The sequence below is a fragment of the Isoptericola sp. NPDC057559 genome, from assembly GCF_042801555.1.
In the GTDB taxonomy this organism is placed as follows: domain Bacteria; phylum Actinomycetota; class Actinomycetes; order Actinomycetales; family Cellulomonadaceae; genus Isoptericola.
The window spans coordinates 24,794-41,462 of sequence record NZ_JBHVFQ010000010.1; the positions used below are offsets into that span (position 1 = coordinate 24,794).

Annotated in this window: 12 protein-coding genes; 4 read left to right on the forward strand and 8 right to left on the reverse strand. The window is 74.3% G+C overall.

From position 1 onward, the window contains the following. Positions 1-6: 6 nt before the first annotated feature. Complete coding sequence (locus ACFU5J_RS11580; protein ID WP_430577291.1) at positions 7-996, reverse strand: ABC transporter permease; 990 nt, start codon at positions 994-996, stop codon at positions 7-9. A 39-nt stretch (positions 997-1,035) separates the two neighbouring features. Further along, positions 1,036-2,730 carry an ABC transporter substrate-binding protein gene (locus ACFU5J_RS11585; protein ID WP_430577290.1) on the reverse strand — a complete coding sequence of 565 codons (1,695 nt, stop codon included), beginning with the start codon at positions 2,728-2,730 and terminating at the stop codon, positions 1,036-1,038. A 128-nt stretch (positions 2,731-2,858) separates the two neighbouring features. Between ACFU5J_RS11585 and ACFU5J_RS11590 the strand changes: the two genes are divergently transcribed. Together ACFU5J_RS11590 and ACFU5J_RS11595 are read left to right on the forward strand one after the other, a co-directional pair. Continuing rightward, complete coding sequence (locus ACFU5J_RS11590) at positions 2,859-4,127, forward strand: ROK family protein (RefSeq protein ID WP_430578809.1); 1,269 nt, start codon at positions 2,859-2,861, stop codon at positions 4,125-4,127. Then, positions 4,124-6,256, forward strand: coding sequence for an alpha-galactosidase (locus ACFU5J_RS11595; protein ID WP_430578810.1), 2,133 nt, complete (start codon positions 4,124-4,126; stop codon positions 6,254-6,256). Before ACFU5J_RS11590 ends, ACFU5J_RS11595 begins: the two co-directional genes overlap by 4 nt. Here the strand turns inward: ACFU5J_RS11595 and ACFU5J_RS11600 are convergent. Further along, the gene (locus ACFU5J_RS11600; protein ID WP_430578811.1) at positions 6,243-7,265 is read right to left on the reverse strand and encodes a LacI family DNA-binding transcriptional regulator; all 1,023 of its coding nucleotides are present in this window, start codon (positions 7,263-7,265) and stop codon (positions 6,243-6,245) included. The two genes, ACFU5J_RS11595 and ACFU5J_RS11600, sit on opposite strands and share 14 nt — an antisense overlap. A 110-nt stretch (positions 7,266-7,375) precedes the next feature. On the opposite strand from ACFU5J_RS11600, the gene glgB reads away from it, so the two are divergent. Then, the gene (gene glgB, locus ACFU5J_RS11605) at positions 7,376-9,598 is read left to right on the forward strand and encodes a 1,4-alpha-glucan branching protein GlgB (protein ID WP_430578812.1); all 2,223 of its coding nucleotides are present in this window, start codon (positions 7,376-7,378) and stop codon (positions 9,596-9,598) included. Positions 9,599-9,685: 87 nt separating this feature from the next. Here glgB and ACFU5J_RS11610 read toward each other — a convergent pair whose 3' ends face one another. From ACFU5J_RS11610 to ACFU5J_RS11620, 3 genes are read right to left on the reverse strand one after another with little or no spacing between them, the layout of a single operon-like run. Further along, the gene (locus ACFU5J_RS11610; RefSeq protein ID WP_430578813.1) at positions 9,686-10,636 is read right to left on the reverse strand and encodes a co-chaperone YbbN; all 951 of its coding nucleotides are present in this window, start codon (positions 10,634-10,636) and stop codon (positions 9,686-9,688) included. A gap of 24 nt (positions 10,637-10,660) precedes the next feature. Continuing rightward, positions 10,661-11,677 (reverse strand): hypothetical protein, encoded by a 1,017-nt coding sequence (locus ACFU5J_RS11615; protein ID WP_430577284.1) that lies wholly within the window; start codon positions 11,675-11,677, stop codon positions 10,661-10,663. Continuing rightward, the gene (locus ACFU5J_RS11620; RefSeq protein ID WP_430578814.1) at positions 11,674-13,050 is read right to left on the reverse strand and encodes a hypothetical protein; all 1,377 of its coding nucleotides are present in this window, start codon (positions 13,048-13,050) and stop codon (positions 11,674-11,676) included. Before ACFU5J_RS11620 ends, ACFU5J_RS11615 begins: the two co-directional genes overlap by 4 nt. Before the next feature lie 307 nt (positions 13,051-13,357). Here ACFU5J_RS11620 and ACFU5J_RS11625 point away from each other — a divergent pair, with 307 nt between their 5' ends. Then, positions 13,358-14,860: a hypothetical protein gene (locus tag ACFU5J_RS11625; RefSeq protein ID WP_430577282.1), complete on the forward strand. Its 1,503-nt coding sequence runs from the start codon at positions 13,358-13,360 to the stop codon at positions 14,858-14,860. Between the two features lie 85 nt (positions 14,861-14,945). Here ACFU5J_RS11625 and ACFU5J_RS11630 read toward each other — a convergent pair whose 3' ends face one another. Together ACFU5J_RS11630 and ACFU5J_RS11635 are read right to left on the reverse strand one after the other, a co-directional pair. Then, a complete protein-coding gene (locus ACFU5J_RS11630) occupies positions 14,946-15,791 on the reverse strand; it encodes an alpha/beta fold hydrolase (RefSeq protein ID WP_430577281.1) in 846 nt (281 codons plus the stop codon). Between the two features lie 51 nt (positions 15,792-15,842). Beyond that, positions 15,843-16,616: an alpha/beta hydrolase gene (locus ACFU5J_RS11635; protein WP_430578815.1), complete on the reverse strand. Its 774-nt coding sequence runs from the start codon at positions 16,614-16,616 to the stop codon at positions 15,843-15,845. Positions 16,617-16,669 lie beyond the last annotated feature (53 nt).

Below are 16,669 nucleotides of genomic sequence, written 5' to 3' on the forward strand. Positions count from 1 at the left end.
CCTCCTTCAGGACCGGGCTCGGGTGCGGGGGTCGATCAGGCCGTACAGCAGGTCGACCACCAGGTTCGCGCCGAGCACGGCGAGCGTGATGACGAGGAACAGCCCCTGCATGAGCGCGTAGTCGTTGTTGGTCACCGCACCCAGCAGCCGTCCGCCGATGCCGGGGTAGGAGAACACCTGCTCGGTGATCACGGAGCCCGAGACGACGAAGCCGAGCGAGATCGCGAAGCCCGCGACCGACGGCAGCACGGCGTTGCGCGAGGCGTACGAGCGCAGCACCTTGCGCGGGGACAGCCCCTTGGCCTCGGCGGTGAGGACGTAGTCCTCGGACAGCGTGGAGACCATCATGTTGCGCATCCCGAGCAGCCAGCCGCCGACCGAGGCCAGCACGATCGTCAGCGCCGGCAGGGCGCCGTAGTGGATCGCGGAGGCGATGAACTCCGCGTTCCAGCCGGGGTCGAGGACGACGTCGTAGCCGCCCTGCAACGGGAACCAGCCGAGCACCCGGGCGAGGAAGTACGCCAGGATCAGCGCCAGCCAGAAGTAGGGCACGGCGGCCAGCAGCGTCGTCGCCGGGATGAGCGAGTCGAGCCAGGTGCCCGGCTTCCACCCGACGAACGCGCCCAGCCCGACGCCCAGGACGGCGGCCATGACGGTCGCGATGCCGACGAGCACCACGGTCCACGGCAGCGACTGCGCGATGACGTCGGTGACCTGTGCCGGGTAGTAGCTGACCGACACGCCGAGGTCGCCGTGGAACAGGTTCTTGATGTAGTCGACGTACTGGGTCCACAGCGGTTCCGAGCTGTCGCCCCCGAGGAGGAGCGCGTACGCCTCCCTGGTCTCCGGCGTCACCGTCCCGCCCCGCTGCTGCAGCTTCGCCAGCAGGATGTCCACCGGGTCACCCGGCAGCAGCCGCGGGATCGCGAAGTTCAGGGTCAGCGCAGCCCACAGGGCCACGACGTAGAAGCCCATCTTGCGCAGGAAGTAGTTCACGAGTGCGCCCTCTCCTCGGGGTCGACGGCCCGGTCCACGTCAGCCCTTCGGCTCGAGGTGCTTGAAGATCTCGGCGGCGTCGAGGGCCGACCAGACCGCGGGGAACGCGTACAGGTCGTCGTCCGACGGCCAGCCGGTGAACTTCGCCGTGTTCCAGATGCTCGTCGTGCCGCCCGTGAGGACGGGGACGTACGGCATGTCGTCGACGATCGCCTTCTGGACGGTGTCGAAGTACGGCTGGCGCGCGGCGGCGTCGTCGAGCGGCAGGGTGGAGAGCTTGTCGAGCGCCGCGTCCACGTCGGGGTTCGCGTACCGGGAGAAGTTGTTGCCGGCCGACTTGCCGACCTTCGCGCCCGAGCTCGAGCTGAAGAAGTAGTTGTAGAGGTAGTACGGGTCGGGCGCCGGGCCCTGCCAGAGCGAGTCGATGACGAGCTGGAAGTTGCCCGAGCCCTTCTTCTCCGTCCACTCGTTCCACGACGACTGGGCGGCCTTGAGCTCGATGCCGGCGGCCTTCGCCTGCGACGTCATCGTGTCGATCGCCGTGATGTAGTCGGTCCAGCCGGTGACGACCTCGACCGTGAGCGAGAGCCGCTCGCCGTCCTTGGCGTAGATCCCGTCGCTGCCCTTGGCCCAGCCGGCGTCCTCGAGGGTCTTCGCGGCCCCGTCGGGGTCGGCGGTCATCGGCGCGACCTTCTCGTCGACGGCGGCGGAGACGAAGTCGTCCTGGCTGGGCGTGAGGGTGAAGGCGGGCGACACCTCGTTCGCCGTCTCCATGAACGCGAGCTTGTCGAGCTGGGTGCGGTCGATCGCCTCGTACAGCGCGTGGCGGACGGCGGGGTCGGTCTGCGGGCCCTGGCAACCCATCTCCGCGCTCGAGCACGTGGCCAGCACCATCTGGTTCTGCCACTGGGTGTAGGCGTCGTAGCTCGGGAAGTTCTTGTGCGTGTTCTGGATGTCGGGGATCGGGCCGGTCTGCCAGTCGACCGTGCCGGCCGCGATCGCGTCGGCGCCGGCCTGGTTGCCGGACAGCGAGAGGAAGCGGACGTTGGTCACGGCGGGCTCGCCGCCCCAGTAGTCGGGGTTGGCCTTGAGGGTGAACGCCTGCGGCTTGAAGTTGTCGAGCAGGTAGGCACCCGTCCCGACGGGCTTCTCGATGACGTCCTCCGTCGGGTTGATGTCCTTCCAGAGGTGCTCGGGGACGATCGGGGTGCTGAGCACGTCGGGGCCCTTGACGAAGGCGGGGTCCTTGAAGGTGAAGGTCACGTGGGTGTCGTCCACCGCCTCGGCGGTCCCCTCGAAGCCGATGTTGTTGATCGCCTGGGTGTCCTTGAGCATCGTGAACGTGAAGGCGACGTCCTCGGCGGTGAACGGCTCGCCGTCGCTCCAGGTGACGCCCTCGCGAAGCGTCACCGACAGGACGGTGCCGTCCTCGTTCCACGACTGCTCGGTGCCGAGCAGGGGCACCGGGTCGGCGACCTGCGCCTTGTTGTAGAAGAAGAGGGGCTCGTAGATGGTCCCGAGCCCGCCGATCTTCGAGGGCGAGAACGGGTTGAAGTTGATCTGGTAGTCGCCGGCCTGGCCCGTGTAGGCGACGAGCGTGCTCTCCGCGCCACCGCCCGAGCCGCCCGAGCCGCCCTCCGAGCCGCCCCCGGAGCACGCCGCGAGGGCGAGACCGAGGGCCGCGACACCGGCGAGCACCGCGCCGCGCCGACGGATTCCTGTCCTGAGGAACATCTGCGGTCCTTTCTCGTGCCGGCACCAGTGCCGGCTCCAGCGGCGCCGTCGTCGGCGCTCGTGGGTATTCTTGCCATGGTTAACTTAAGCGGTCAAGTGCCGTAGGTCACTCGTACTGGAGGCGATACATGCTGCTGGACGGCGTCGCGCAGGTCGTCTCGTCGCGACGTCTGCTCGACCTCGTGCGGACCCGCCGGGCGATCAGCCGCGTCGAGCTGGCCCGGCTCTCCGGGCTCACCTCACCGACCGTCACGCACGTCGTCCGCGGGCTGCTGGACCTCGGGCTGGTGCACGAGACCGGGCTCCAGCAGCGGGGGCGGGGCCAGCCACGCCGCCTGCTGAGCGTCACCGCGGACGCCGGGTACGCCGTCGGCATCCAGGTCGACCTGACCACCACGACGACCGTGGTGGTCGACTTCGCCGGCACGACCGTCGCGAGCGCCGGGCTCCGCGGCTCCGGACGGCGGTCGCCCGACCGGACCGTCGGGACGCTCGTCGACCACGTGGGCGAGCTGCTCACCGGCGCCGGCGTCCCCCGCGACCGCGTGCTCGGCGTCGGCCTCGTGACCCACGGCCCGCAGGACCGCGAGCGCGGGATGCTCCTCACGGCGCAGCCCACGCCCGCCTGGGAGAGGTACCCGCTGACGGCGCGGCTGGCCGCCGGGCTGGGGCTGCCCGTGCTGCTCGAGAACGACGCCACCGCGGCGGCCGTGGGCGAGCTGTGGACGCGGGACCTCGACACCGAGACCTTCGGGCTCGTCTACATGGCGTCGGGGATCGGCGGCGCCGTCGTCGTGGACGGCGTCGCCTACCGCGGGCGCGCCTCGAACGCGGTCGAGATCGGCCACGTGCCGCTCCCGGACGCGCGCGCCGCCTGCGTCTGCGGCAGCCGCGGGTGCACGCAGGCGGAGGCCGGCCCCGGGGCCGTCGTCGCCCAGGCCGTGGCCCGCCGGGAGGTCGCCGCACGCTGGGGCGTGCGGGGACCCGCCGAGGACACGCTCGCCGACTTCGAGCGCGTGGCCCGCGCCGCGCGCGACGGCGACGCGGACGCCGCCGACCTGCTCACCCGCTCGGCCCGCCGGGTCGGCCAGGCGGCCACCGTGCTCGTCAACCTCTTCGACGTGGACACCGTGCTGCTGGCCGGGCCGGCGTTCGCGACGGCGGGGCCCCTGTATCGCCGGGTCGTGGGCGCCGCGCTGTCCGAGCACGCGCTCAGCCGTACCCTCAGCCCGCCCCGGGTCGCGCTGTCCGGTCAGGTCGCGACCGTCGCGGCCGTCGGCGGCGCCCTCACCGTGCTGCGGGGCGCGCCCGACGCCACCCTGCCGCTGCGCAGCACGGGCGCGCCACCCTCCGCCGACCGCACCCTCGAACCGCCCGCAACGATCGGAGCCCTGTGACCACCGACAACGTCGTCCTGCACCGCGACGGGACCGCCCTCGTCCTCCACCTGCCCGCGCACGGCCTCCCGGCCGTCGTGCACTGGGGCGCGGACCCGGGGCCGCTCGACGCGGCCGACGCCGACGCCCTCCTCCGGGCGACCAGCCGCCAGACACCGCCCGGCACCCTCGACGCCGCGTGGCGCCTCCCGCTCGTGCCGCAGGAGTCCGACGGCTGGTCGGGCCGCCCCGGCCTCCTCGCCACGCGCGGCGGCGTGCCGGTGTACCCGCGCTGGGAGTCCTCCGTGGACCGTCCGGACGAGGCGACCGCCGTCGTCACCGCCACCGACACGACCGGCGGGCTCACCCTGCGCACCCGCGCGGAGATCGGCCCCGGCGGGCTCGTCGTCCTCGACCACGAGCTCGTCAACGACGGCGTCGAGCCGCTCGAGGTCGCCTGGCTCGAGGCGACCCTTCCGGTGCCGAAGACGGCCGACCACCTCACCACCTTCGGCGGCCGGTGGACGCGCGAGAAGTCACCGCTCACCACCCCGATGCCGCGCGGGACCACGGTGCGCGAGTCACGCCGGGGCCGCGGCGGCCACGACGCCCCGTGGGTGACGCTCGCCTCGGAGGGCGCACCCCGGGCCGGCGAGGGCCGGGTGTGGGCCGCGCACCTGGGCTGGAGCGCCGACGTGCGTCACCGCGTCGACCGGGTCACCGAGCACGTCTCGCTGCTCGGGGCGGGAGAGCTCCTCCGGCCCGGCGAGATCGTCCTGGCGCCCGGCGCGTCCTACCGTGCGCCGACCGCCTACTTCGCCTGGTCGGACGGCGGCCTCGACGGCGTCGCGGCACGCTTCCACACCTGGCTCCGCGCGCGCCCGCAGCACCCGCGGGCTCCTCGTCCGCTGGTGCTCAACACCTGGGAGGCCGTGTACTTCGACCACGACCCGGAGCGCCTGTTCGCGCTCGCGCGGCGGGCGGCGGAGATCGGGGTCGAGCGCTTCGTCCTCGACGACGGCTGGTTCCCCGCACGCCGGGACGACACCAAGGGCCTCGGCGACTGGGTGGTCGACCGCGACGTCTGGCCCGACGGCCTGGAGCCCCTCGCCGAGCTGGTGCACGGGCTGGGGATGCAGCTCGGTCTGTGGTTCGAGCCGGAGATGGTCAACCTCGACTCGGACCTCGCACGCACCCACCCCGAGTGGATCCTGGCCCACCCGGCCTCCGTGCCGTCCCCCGACGGCCTGTCGTTCCGCACCCAGTACCTGCTCGACCTGGCCGACCCCGACGCGTGGGAGCACGTCCGGGGGCAGGTCTCCGCCCTCGTCGCGGACCTCGGCATCGACTTCATCAAGTGGGACCACAACCGCGACCTGGTCGAACCCGTCCACGGCGGTGCGCCCGGCACGCACGCCCAGACGCTGGCCACGTACCGGCTCCTGGACAGGCTGCGGGAGGACCATCCCGCGCTGGAGATCGAGTCGTGCTCCTCCGGCGGGGCGCGCACCGACCTCGGCATCCTCGCCCGCACCGACCGGGTCTGGGCCTCCGACTCCAACGACCCCGTGGAGCGGCAGGACATCCAGCGCTGGACCGAGCTGGTGCTCCCCCCGGAGCTGGTCGGCGCGCACGTCGGGCCGTCGCCGGCGCACTCGTCCGGGCGCGCCACCGACCTGTCGTACCGCATCGCCACGTCGCTGCAGGGCTCGGCGGGCTTCGAGTGGGACATCCTCGGCTGCACGCCGGAGGAGACCGCCCGGATCACCGCGTTCGCGGCGCTCTACAAGGAGCTGCGCGGGCTCCTCCACTCGGGCACGGTGCGACACCCCGACACGACCGACCCCGCACTCCGGGTGCGCACCGTGGTCGCGCCGGACCGGTCCGAGGCCGTCGTCACCGTGGCGACCGTCGCGTCCCCCGAGGACGCGCTCTCGGAGCGGCTCCGGATCGACGGCCTCGACCCGGAGCGCCGCTACACGGTGCGGCTGCGGGACGAGATCGGGGAGTCACGCTGGGGCTGGATCACGCCCGGCTGGCTCGGCGACGGGCCGGTCGCCCTCCCCGGCCGGGTGCTCGCCGAGGTCGGGCTGCAGCTGCCGACGCTGTGGCCGGTCCAGGCGTTCGTGCTGCACCTCACCGTGGCGTAGGCGGGGGGCCGGTGCTCCCGCGCACCGTCAGGGTGGGGGTCGAGTCGCGGTACGGCCGCGCCTCGGCCCCGGCCATCCGCTCGAACAGCCGCCGGGCCACGTGCGCCCCGTAGCTCGTCACGTCGTGGCTGAGGGCGGTGAGCTGGGGGTACGCCGCCTGGCACAGGGGCGAGTCGTCCCAGGCCACCAGCGAGACGTCCTCGGGGACACGCACCCCGAGCTCGTGCGCCGCGCCCAGGCCCGCGAAGGCCATCACGTCGTTGTCGTAGACCACCGCGGTCACGGGGTCGTCGGCCTCCAGCAGCGACCGGGTGGCGGCGGCACCGGCGTCGGGCGAGAAGTCGGCACGCGCGACCTGCGCGACCACCCCCACGCTCGCCGCCTCGCTCTCGAAGGCGAGGTCGCGGATCGTGGTGTGGCCGAACCCCTCGGTGCCGGACACGCGGCCGATCCTGCGGTGCCCCAGCCCGGCGAGGTAGCGCACGCACTCGCGCAGGGCCGTGGCGTCGTCGGTGTACACCGCGGGCAGGTTCCCCGCGAACTCGGGATCGCCCACGACGACGGCGGGCAGGGCGTCGCGCTCCGACAGCGCCGCGAGCCGGGGGTCGTCCTTGCGGGGGTCGACCACGATCACGCCGTCGACGCGGCGCGCGGCGTGCCAGCGCCGGTGCGCCTGGGTCTCGGCGTCGATGTCGGGCACGACCTGCAGCAGCAGCCCGTACGACCGCTCCGTGAGGACCTGCTCGATGCCGGCGATGAACTGCATGTAGAACGACTCGAACCCCAGGGTCTCCGGGGCGCGGGCGAGCACGAGGCCGATCGTCTCCACCCGCGCGCCGGACAGGGCCCGGGCCGCCTGGCTCGGCACCCAGCCGAGCTCCGCCGCGACCCCGAGGATCCGCGCCCTGGTCTCGTCGGAGACGCCCGGCCGGTCGTTGAGGGCGTAGGACACCGCACCCGTGGACACTCCGGCCCGCCGGGCGATGTCCGCGATGGTGATCCGAGGCATCCGCGCTCCCTTCCCGAGCAGGATGGTATGCCTCGCCGGGCCTCCCCCCGCGCCCGGGCGGGGCCGCGCGTCGCAACGCGCCCGACATTCGTCCGTGGAATCGTGGGCGCATGACGCCGTCGCCACCGCCCGTCGACCCCGAGGTGCTGACCGCGGTCGCGCAGGGCACCCTGCACGACCCGCACGCCGTCCTCGGCCCGCACCTGCTCGACGCCCCGCCCTCCGGCCCTGCCGGCCCCGGCGCGTGGGCCGTCGTGCGCGTGCTCCGGCCGCTGGCGGACGAGGTCACGGTGGTGCTCGGGGAGGACGAGCACCCCGCGCGGCACGTCGCCGCGGGCGTGTGGCAGGCCGTCGTCCCGGCGGGCGCCGACGAGGACGGCGGGCGGCACGCCCCGGACTACCGGGTGCGCACCCGGTACGACGACGACGTGCAGACCGTCGACGACCCGTACCGCTTCCTGCCCACGCTCGGCGAGGTGGACCTGCACCTGATCGCCGAGGGCCGGCACGAGGAGCTGTGGCGGGTGCTCGGCGCCAACCGGCACCGCTACCCGAGCGCGCTGGGCGACGTCGAGGGCACCGCGTTCGCCGTCTGGGCGCCGAACGCGCGCGGCGTACGGCTCGTCGGCGACCACAACCGGTGGACGACGGTGCACCCCATGCGGTCGCTCGGCGTGAGCGGCGTCTGGGAGCTCTTCGTGCCCGGCGTGGGCGCGGGCACCCGGTACAAGTACGAGGTGCTCGGCGCCGACCGCGTCTGGCGGGCCAAGGCCGACCCCCTCGCGAAGGGCACGGAGGTGCCGCCCGCGACGGCGTCCGTCGTCGTCGACTCCGTGTACGAGTGGGGCGACGGGGCATGGATGGAGCGGCGCGCGGCGAGCGACCCGCACTCCGGCCCGGTGAGCGCCTACGAGGTGCACCTGGGCTCGTGGCGGCCGGGGCTGGGCTACCGGGAGCTCGCCGAGGAGCTCACCTCGTACGTGGTCGAGCAGGGCTTCACGCACGTCGAGCTGCTGCCCGTGGCGGAGCACCCGTTCGGCGGGTCGTGGGGCTACCAGGTGACCGGCTACTACGCGCCGACGGCGCGGTTCGGGCACCCGGACGACTTCCGGTACCTGGTGGACCGGCTGCACCAGGCGGGCGTCGGCGTCATCCTCGACTGGGTGCCGGGCCACTTCCCCCGCGACGAGTTCGCCCTCGCGCGGTTCGACGGCGCCCCCCTGTACGAGCACCCCGACCCGCGCCGCGGCGAGCAGCCCGACTGGGGCACCTACGTCTTCGACTTCGGCCGGCGCGAGGTGCGCAACTTCCTCGTCGCCAACGCGACCTACTGGTTCGAGGAGTTCCACGCCGACGGCCTGCGCGTCGACGCCGTCGCCTCGATGCTCTACCTCGACTACTCGCGCCAGCCCGGCGAGTGGGTCCCGAACTCCCGCGGCGGCCGGGAGAACCTCGAGGCGATCGCGTTCCTGCAGGAGGCGAACGCCACCGCGTACCGCCGCTCCCCCGGCGTCATGATGATCGCCGAGGAGTCCACCGCCTTCCCGGGGGTCACGCGCCCCACCGACGCGGGCGGCCTCGGCTTCGGGCTGAAGTGGAACATGGGCTGGATGAACGACGGGCTGCGCTACGTGGCGCACGACCCGATGTACCGGCGCTACCACCACCACGAGCTGACGTTCTCGCTGGTCTACGCGTTCTCGGAGCAGTACGTGCTGCCGGTCAGCCACGACGAGGTGGTGCACGGCAAGGGCTCGCTGCTCCGCCGCATGCCGGGCGACCGGTGGAAGCAGCTCGCCGGGGTGCGCGCCTTCCTCGCCTACCAGTGGACGCACCCGGGCAAGCAGCTGCTCTTCATGGGCCAGGAGTTCGCACAGGACGCGGAGTGGGACGAGGGCTCCGGCCTCGACTGGTGGCACCTGGAGTCCCCCGGCCACGCCGGGGTGCAGCGCCTGGTGCGCGACCTCAACGCCCTCTACCGCACCACGCCCGCCCTGTGGGAGCGGGACTTCGACGCCGCCGGGTTCGAGTGGCTCGACGCCGACGACGCCGACCACGACACGCTCTCGTGGGTGCGCCGCGACGCCGCCGGAGCCCCCGTGGTCGTGGTGGTGAACTTCGCCGGGGTGCCGCACGAGGGGTATCGCCTCGCGCTGCCGGACGGCGGCACCTGGGACGAGGCCCTCAACACCGACGCCGCCGACTACGGCGGCTCCGGCGTCGGCAACCTCGGGCAGGTGCACGCGCAGGAGGTCCCCTGGAAGGGCCGCCGGCACTCCGTCACCCTGCGCGTGCCGCCCCTGGGTGCGCTCGTCCTGCGCCCCGCCGGCTGACCCGGGAACGCATCGAGCGTGCTGGCTTGATCCTCAAACGGCCCGTTCGAGGATCAAGCCAGCACGCTCGACGGCGGCCCCGGGGCGTCAGTACAGGCTGATCGCCAGGCGCTGGCGCGCCTTGACCACGCGCGGGTCGGTCGGGCCGACGATCTCGAAGTACTCCACCAGGCGCACGCGGAGCTTCTCCTTGGCGTCCGCGTCGGCGCCGGGCAGCAGCTCGAGCAGGCGGGCGAGGGCGTCCTCCACCTTGCCGCCGAACATGTCCATGTCCGCGACCCCGAGCTGCGCGTCGACGTCGGCGGGGGCGTCGGCCGCGGCGGTGCGGGCGGCCTGCAGGTCCACGTCGCGGGTGCGCTGCAGCAGCCGCACCTGCGCGAGCCCGGCCACGGCCAGCGCGTCCTTCGGGTCCTGCTTGATCGCCTTCTCGTAGGCGGCGACCGCGGTGTCGAGGTCGTCGCGCTCGATCGCGTCGTACGCCTCCTGGTGCAGCGGCGGCAGCGGCTCCTCGACCGGCTCCGCCTCGACCTCGGCGGGGGGCTTCCCCTCGCCGCCCTGGGCGGGGGCACGACCGGTGACGCCGTTCTGCTCCGCCGCGGCCAGCACCTGGTCGAGCACGCCGCGCACCTGCTCCTCGGGGGCCGCGCCCTGGAAGAGGGGCAGCGGCTGGCCCTGCAGCACCGCGACCACGGTGGGCACGCCCTGCACCTGGAACGCCGCCGCGACCTGCGGGTACGCCTGGGCGTCGAGGCGGCCGAGCAGGAACTTGCCCGCGTACTCCTCGGCCAGCCGGCCCAGCAGTTCGCCGAGCTCGGCGTTCGCCTTGTCGGTCGGGATCCACAGGAGCATGACGACCGGGTAGGTCGTCGAGTCCTGCACCACCTGCTGGAAGTTCGCGTCCGTGACGTCCAGCACGTAGCCGCCGGCGGACGGCGCGCCGCCGGGCTCCCCCGGGGGCGGCGACTGCGGGCGGTTCAGCGCCGACAGGTCGACGGCACCGCGCACGGCGAAGGTCGGGTCGGGCGTGGCGTTGGTCATGGGCGCCATCCTACGAGCGGTCCGTCAGTTCGAGGCCGCCGTGGCGACGTGCGAGTAGCCGAGCGGACGGATCTTCTCGTCCGAGTCCTTCGGCGGCACGTACAGGGCGACCATGTCGGTGTACTCGGTCTTGAGCTCGTTGGTCGGGTCGGCGTCGCCGAGCAGCGCCTTCTGGGTCTCCGAGAGCGCGGGCACCTTGGCGTCCTTCTCCGCCTCGACCGTGGTCTTGCCGTCGAGCACGCCCATGACGAGCGCGCCGCCGTCGACGGTGCGGACCGCGCGCACGTCGTCCTTGCGGGCCGCGAACTTCTTCGAGTACTTCGTGCCCGACTCCTCGAAGCCGTCGACGGACTTCCAGGCCTTCTCGTCCGCGGCGACCGCGGCGACCAGGTCGGCGTCGGGCAGCTCGAAGCCCTTCGCGAACGACGACTTCTTCGCACCGAGGGTGACGATGTCGGCGTACTGCGCGAGCGCGTCGGCCGGGGACGCGGCCAGCGAGTCGTCCTTCGCCGCGACGGCGTCCGAGCCGATGGCGGAGTCGGCGAAGTACGGCATCTCCTGGCCGGGGATGAGCTGCACCCAGGCCCACATCTTGTAGTTCTGCCGGGCGCCGGCCTGCTCGAAGGCGACCAGTCGCGGCGTCTCGAGCTTCTCGGTCGCCTTGGTGATCGAGAAGCTCGTGCGCGGCCAGCCCTCGGTGGTCGGGATGATCATCTGCTGCGAGCTGTCCGGGATGTCCGTGACGAACTCGGCGTTGTCCCGCGTCTTCGCCACGGCGAGCTGGCTCGAGCGCACCTCGTACGCCGGGCCGGTCACGCGTGCCTTGAGCGCCTTGCTGCTGAGCGCCTTGTCGGCCTTGCCGATCGTCGCGGCGACGGACGTGACGACGTGGGTGTCCTGGTCCTTCGTCAGCACCGGGCGGGTGTCGGCCGCGTCCGGCGCGGGCTGCGGGACGTCCTGGGCGCAGCCGGCGAGCAGCGCCGAGGACACGAGGAGGGCGCTCGCGACGGCGAGGCCACGGCGGGTGGTACGGCGGTTCATCGGTTCTCCCCGTCGGTGTCGGTCGGGCGCGCGTCGGCGTCGGAGGCCTGCCCGGCGCCGAAGCCCCAGGTGGCGCGCCAGGCCGCGGCACGGCCGGTGGGCGTGGACAGGTCGGGCCGGGGCTCGGCCTCGGCCTCGGCCGGTGCCGGCTGCTGCGGGCGCACGGCGGGGATCGAGCCGGTGATGGCGCGCAGCATGCGGGTCATGCCGCCGCCCTGCTCGGCGGCCCGGCGGGCCTCCTCCTGCGCGCGCAGCTCGCGGCGGGTCATGCGGAGGGCGCCGGTGGCGGTCGTGGGCTCGGCCGGGACCGGCTCGTGGGGCATCGGCTGCGCCGGGACGGGCGCGTGGGCCGTCGGCTCGGCGGCGACCGGGACGGGCAGGGGATGCGCCTCGCCGGACGACGGCAGGGCGGGGGCGGCGTCCTCCGTCGCGGGCGCGGACTCGGTGAGGTCGTCGCGCTGCCGGCGACGGGAGCGGCGGAGCAGCCGGCCGGCGAGGGGCACCTCGGCGGTGCCCGCGGCCTCGCTCGTCGTGCCGTCCTCGGCCCCGTCCGCGCGGTCCGCACCGTCCGCGTCCTCCGCGGCGGGCGCCTCGGGCGCCGGGGTCGGCCCCGCGGCGCCGAGGGCGCCAGGGCTCACCGGGGCGAACGGGCCGGCCGAGGGGCCGGCGAACGGGCCGTCGTCGTGCGAACCCTCGCTCGCCTCGTGCGCCGAGCCGATCTCGTCGCGGTCCGCGCGCTGCGCACGGACGCGGCGTCCGCCGAGCACGAGGAGGAGCGCGCCGACCAGCACGAGCACGGCGCCCGCGATGACGCCCGGCCACAGGAACGGCGTGGCGACCGCGCGCGGCCACGTGAGCTCCAGCGTGGGCGCCTGCGCGCCCTCGCCGACGCCCGCCGCGAGCAGGGTCCAGCGGCCCGGGCGGTCGCTCCAGCGGAGCGTGACGCTGTTGTCGTCGGAGGCCTCGGCGACCCACATGTCGGAGCCGGCCGGGTCGGGACCCGTCGTCGGCGCCTCGTTGGTCTTCGCGTCCGCGTCGGCGGGCTCGCCCGCGGCGACGGACAGGTTCTCCCAGTCGCTCAGGCCGGTCACGCGCGAGTACGGGTCGTTGCCGACCCAGCCCGCGACGTCGACGTCCCGGCCGATCGCCAGGGTGACCTTCTGCCCCTCGGGGACGGAAGCACTGATGGTGACGTCGTCCCCGACCAGCCCGAGGACCCCGGGGTCGGTGACGACGAACGTGCCGTCGCCGGACGGCTTGGCCGTGGCGGCCACCGTGTCGGTGTCGCGCCAGACCGTGGCGGAGGCGACACCGAGCGCGGCAGCGGCCAGTCCGATGAGGACCAGGACGCCGCCCAGAATGCGTTGCAGCACCGAGCTTTCCCTTCGACGTGGACAGTCCAGCATAGGGACGGCGAGAACGGGTCCGTCCATGTCGGCCCCCTCGCGGGGGGCGGTTCACGAACCCTTCACGACTCGCGTACCTCGGCCGCGCCCCGGCTCCCGGTCGCCCCCACGACCCGAGGCGGCAGGCCCGAACCGGGCCTCCCCACGGCGAGTTCGCCGTGTGAGAGGATGCCTGGCTCGTCCCGTTGGGCAAGTATGTCCCGAGTATCGGCGCCACGGTCGCACCACTATCCTGACGTGGCCGGGACACCCCACCACTTACGGAGGTCTGCACGTGTCCGACGAGCGCACGCTCTTTCCGATCACCATGCGCGGCTACGACCGCGCCCAGGTGGACGGTCACATCGCCCGACTCGAGCAGGCGCTGGAGGAGGCTCGCCGGAACGTCGAGAGCACCGACGCGCGCGCCATGCAGATCTCCTCGGAGCTCGCGCTCGCGCAGCGCCAGCTCCGGGAGAACGAGAAGCCGTCCTACGCCGGGCTCGGTTCCCGCGTCGAGCGCCTCCTGCGGTCCGCCGAGGAGCAGTCGACCGAGGTCCTCACCCAGGCCAACCAGCAGGCCGCCGACATCATGGCCCGCGCCAAGCTGTCCGCGGGCCAGGTGCGCTCGCGCGCCGAGTCCGAGGCGTCGGAGCTGCTCGGCAGCGCCCGCCGGGAGGCCGAGGAGATCCGGTCCACCACCGCCGCCGAGGCCGAGGGCACGCTGCTCGCCGCCCAGCGGCGCGCGGAGGAGCTGGTCGGCTCCGCCGAGCGCGAGGCCGCCCTCATCACCAGCACGCTCTCCGCGGAGGAGAGCGAACGCCGCGCCTCGCTCGAGCGTGAGATCGGCGTCCAGCGGTCCACCGCCGAGCGCGAGACCACCGAGCTGCGCGTCTCCGCCGAGCGCGACACCGCGCAGCAGCGCGCCTCGGCCGCGGCCGAGGCCGCCGCCCAGCGCGAGGAGGCCGACCGCGAGTCGTCCGACCTGCTCGAGCGCACCCGCCGCGAGGCCGCGCGCATCATCGCCGAGGCGAAGCACCAGGCCACCGAGGCGTCCGACGCCGTCACCACCGAGCTCGAGCAGCTGCGCGAGCAGGCCCGTGCCGCGCTCGCCGACGCCGAGCTGGAGATCGCGCAGCGCCGCGAGCAGGTCGAGCACGAGGCCGCCGCCCGGCACGAGACCGCGCGCCAGGAGACCGACCTCCTCGTCCGCGCGGCCGAGGAGCACGCCGCCGAGGCCGAGCAGCGCGTCGCCCTCGCGCTGCAGCAGGCGGAGAAGGTCCGCGCCGAGTCCGACGCCTACGTCAAGGCGCTCGTCGCGGACGGCCGCCGCACCGCGGACGGCATCGTCGCCGAGGCGCGCGAGTTCTCCGAGACGATGGTGAACGACGCCCGCGTCGAGTCGGAGACGCACCGCGCCACCGCGTCCCGGCAGCTCGAGGACCTCACCCGCCGGCACGACTCGATCAACTCCTACCTCGAGGAGCTGCGCGGGCTGCTGGGCGCGGAGAAGAAGTCCGACAAGGGCCAGTCCCCGGCGACGACGCAGGCCCCGGTCGACGTGCCGCCGGCCCCCGTCGCCACCGTCTCCGCCCCGGAGCCGGTCGCCGAGGAGCAGGCCACGGCCCCGCAGGAGCCGGCGGCCGAGACCGCCGGGAGCAGCACCGCCGAGGCCGGGTCGACCGGGGGCAAGGCACCCCGGACCAAGGCCGCCAAGGCCAAGGCCTCGACGACCGAGGAGCCGGCCGCCGACGACGCGGACGCCGAGCCGGAGGCCGCGGCCGCCTCGAAGGCCTGACGCCCCCGCACGCACGACGAGGGCCGGTCACCCACCCGGGTGGCCGGCCCTCGTCGTGCCCGTCCGCGCCGTGCGCGGGCGCCGCTCAGGCGCCCGGCGCGGGCCGGTACTGCCAGGGCCAGCGGGGTGGGTTGGTGCGCTCCGACACGCGGCGGTGCAGCAGGTCCAGCGCTGCCGCGACCGTGGCCGGGTCCTCGACCGCGCTCATGTGGCCGGTGGCGGGCACCACGGTGAGCGCGCCGTCGCGCGCCGCGTGCACCATGTGCTCGGCCTCGACGAGCGGGGTCACCTGGTCCTCGGCGCCGACCACCACCGAGACGGGACCGTCGAAGGTGCGCAGCACGTCGGTGCGGTCGGGGCGGGCCGCCATCGCCCGCTGCGCCCAGGCGACGCCGGACGGCGACTGCGACCGGATCCACGACTCCAGCAGCGGGAAGAGGTGGCGGCGCTTCTCCGTGCTCGTCGACCCCAGCAGCGAGCCGGGCATGCTGAGCACCGGGTCGAGCGTCTGGCCCTCGGTCACGGCGGCGGCGATCCGCAGGCGGTTGGCCCGCGCGGCGTCGAGGTCGGCCGTCGACTTGGTGTCGACGAGGCCGAGCCCCACCACGAAGCCGGGGTGCCGCTCGGCCAGGGCCAGCGCGACGTAGCCGCCCATCGACAGGCCGACGACGACCGCGTTCCCCTCGCCCTGCTCCCGCATCGTGCGGTGCACGGCGTCGGCGACCTCCTCGAGCCGCGGGGGGATGCCCCCGAGGTCGGAGTGCCCCTGGCCGGGCAGGTCCACGCCGATGGCGCGCACCCCTTCGGGCAGGGCCTCGGCCGTCGCCGCCCACATCCGGTGGTCGAGCGGGAAGCCGTGCAGCAGCAGGAGCGGCGTGCCTGCCCCGTCGCGGAGCGCGTACGTCGCCAGGAGCGCGGAGGTGGTGGTCATCGTCGACTCCTCGTCATCGCCATGTCATCCGGGAACCTCGTGCGGGTGCCGTCAGCGCGGCACCGTCTCCGCCTGCCGCACCTCGCCGTCGTAGTGCGTGGGCAGCGGCGCATGGCCGGGCAGCACGTGCCCGACGATCTCGTCGAGCACCCGGCGCACCGCCGGCTCCCCGACCCACAGGTGCTTCGCGCCGTCGACGCCGATCACCTCGGCCTGCGGCACGCGCGCGAACCGGCGCCGCGCCTCCTCCGGCTGCAGGTAGTCGTCGTGCTCCGGGACGAGGACCACCAGCGGGCGCCCGAAGGCGGCCCAGCGGTCCAGGTCGTCGTCCGTGGCGCGGTGCAGCGGCGGGGACAGGAGGATCGCGCCCTCGACGCTCGGGTCGGTGCCGTGCCTGAGCACCAGCTCGGTGCCGAACGACCAGCCGACGAGCCAGGGCCGCGGCAGCTCGCGGAACTCGGCGAGCTCGATCGCCGCGGCGACGTCGAACCGCTCCGCGTCGCCGCCGTCGAACGCGCCCTCGGACGTGCCGCGGGGCGACGACGTCCCGCGCGTGTTGAACCGCAGCACCGCGAGGTCGGCGAGGGCCGGGAGGCGCCAGGCCGCCTTGCGGTAGACGTGCGAGTCCATGTACCCGCCGTGCGTGGGCAGGGGGTGGAAGGTCAGCAGGCTCGCGACCGGGTCACGGTCGGCCGGGAGGGCCAGCTCGCCGACGAGCGTCAGCCCGTCCGCGGTGTGCAGGTCGACGTCCTCGCGCCGTGCCGGGAGCATCGTCAGCGAGCGGATCTGGTGGCCGGTGGGCGGGCCGGCGGGCATGTCGTTCATCACGGCCCAGCGTAGTTCCGCCGGGCGTTCCCGGCCGGTCCGCGGGGGACGCG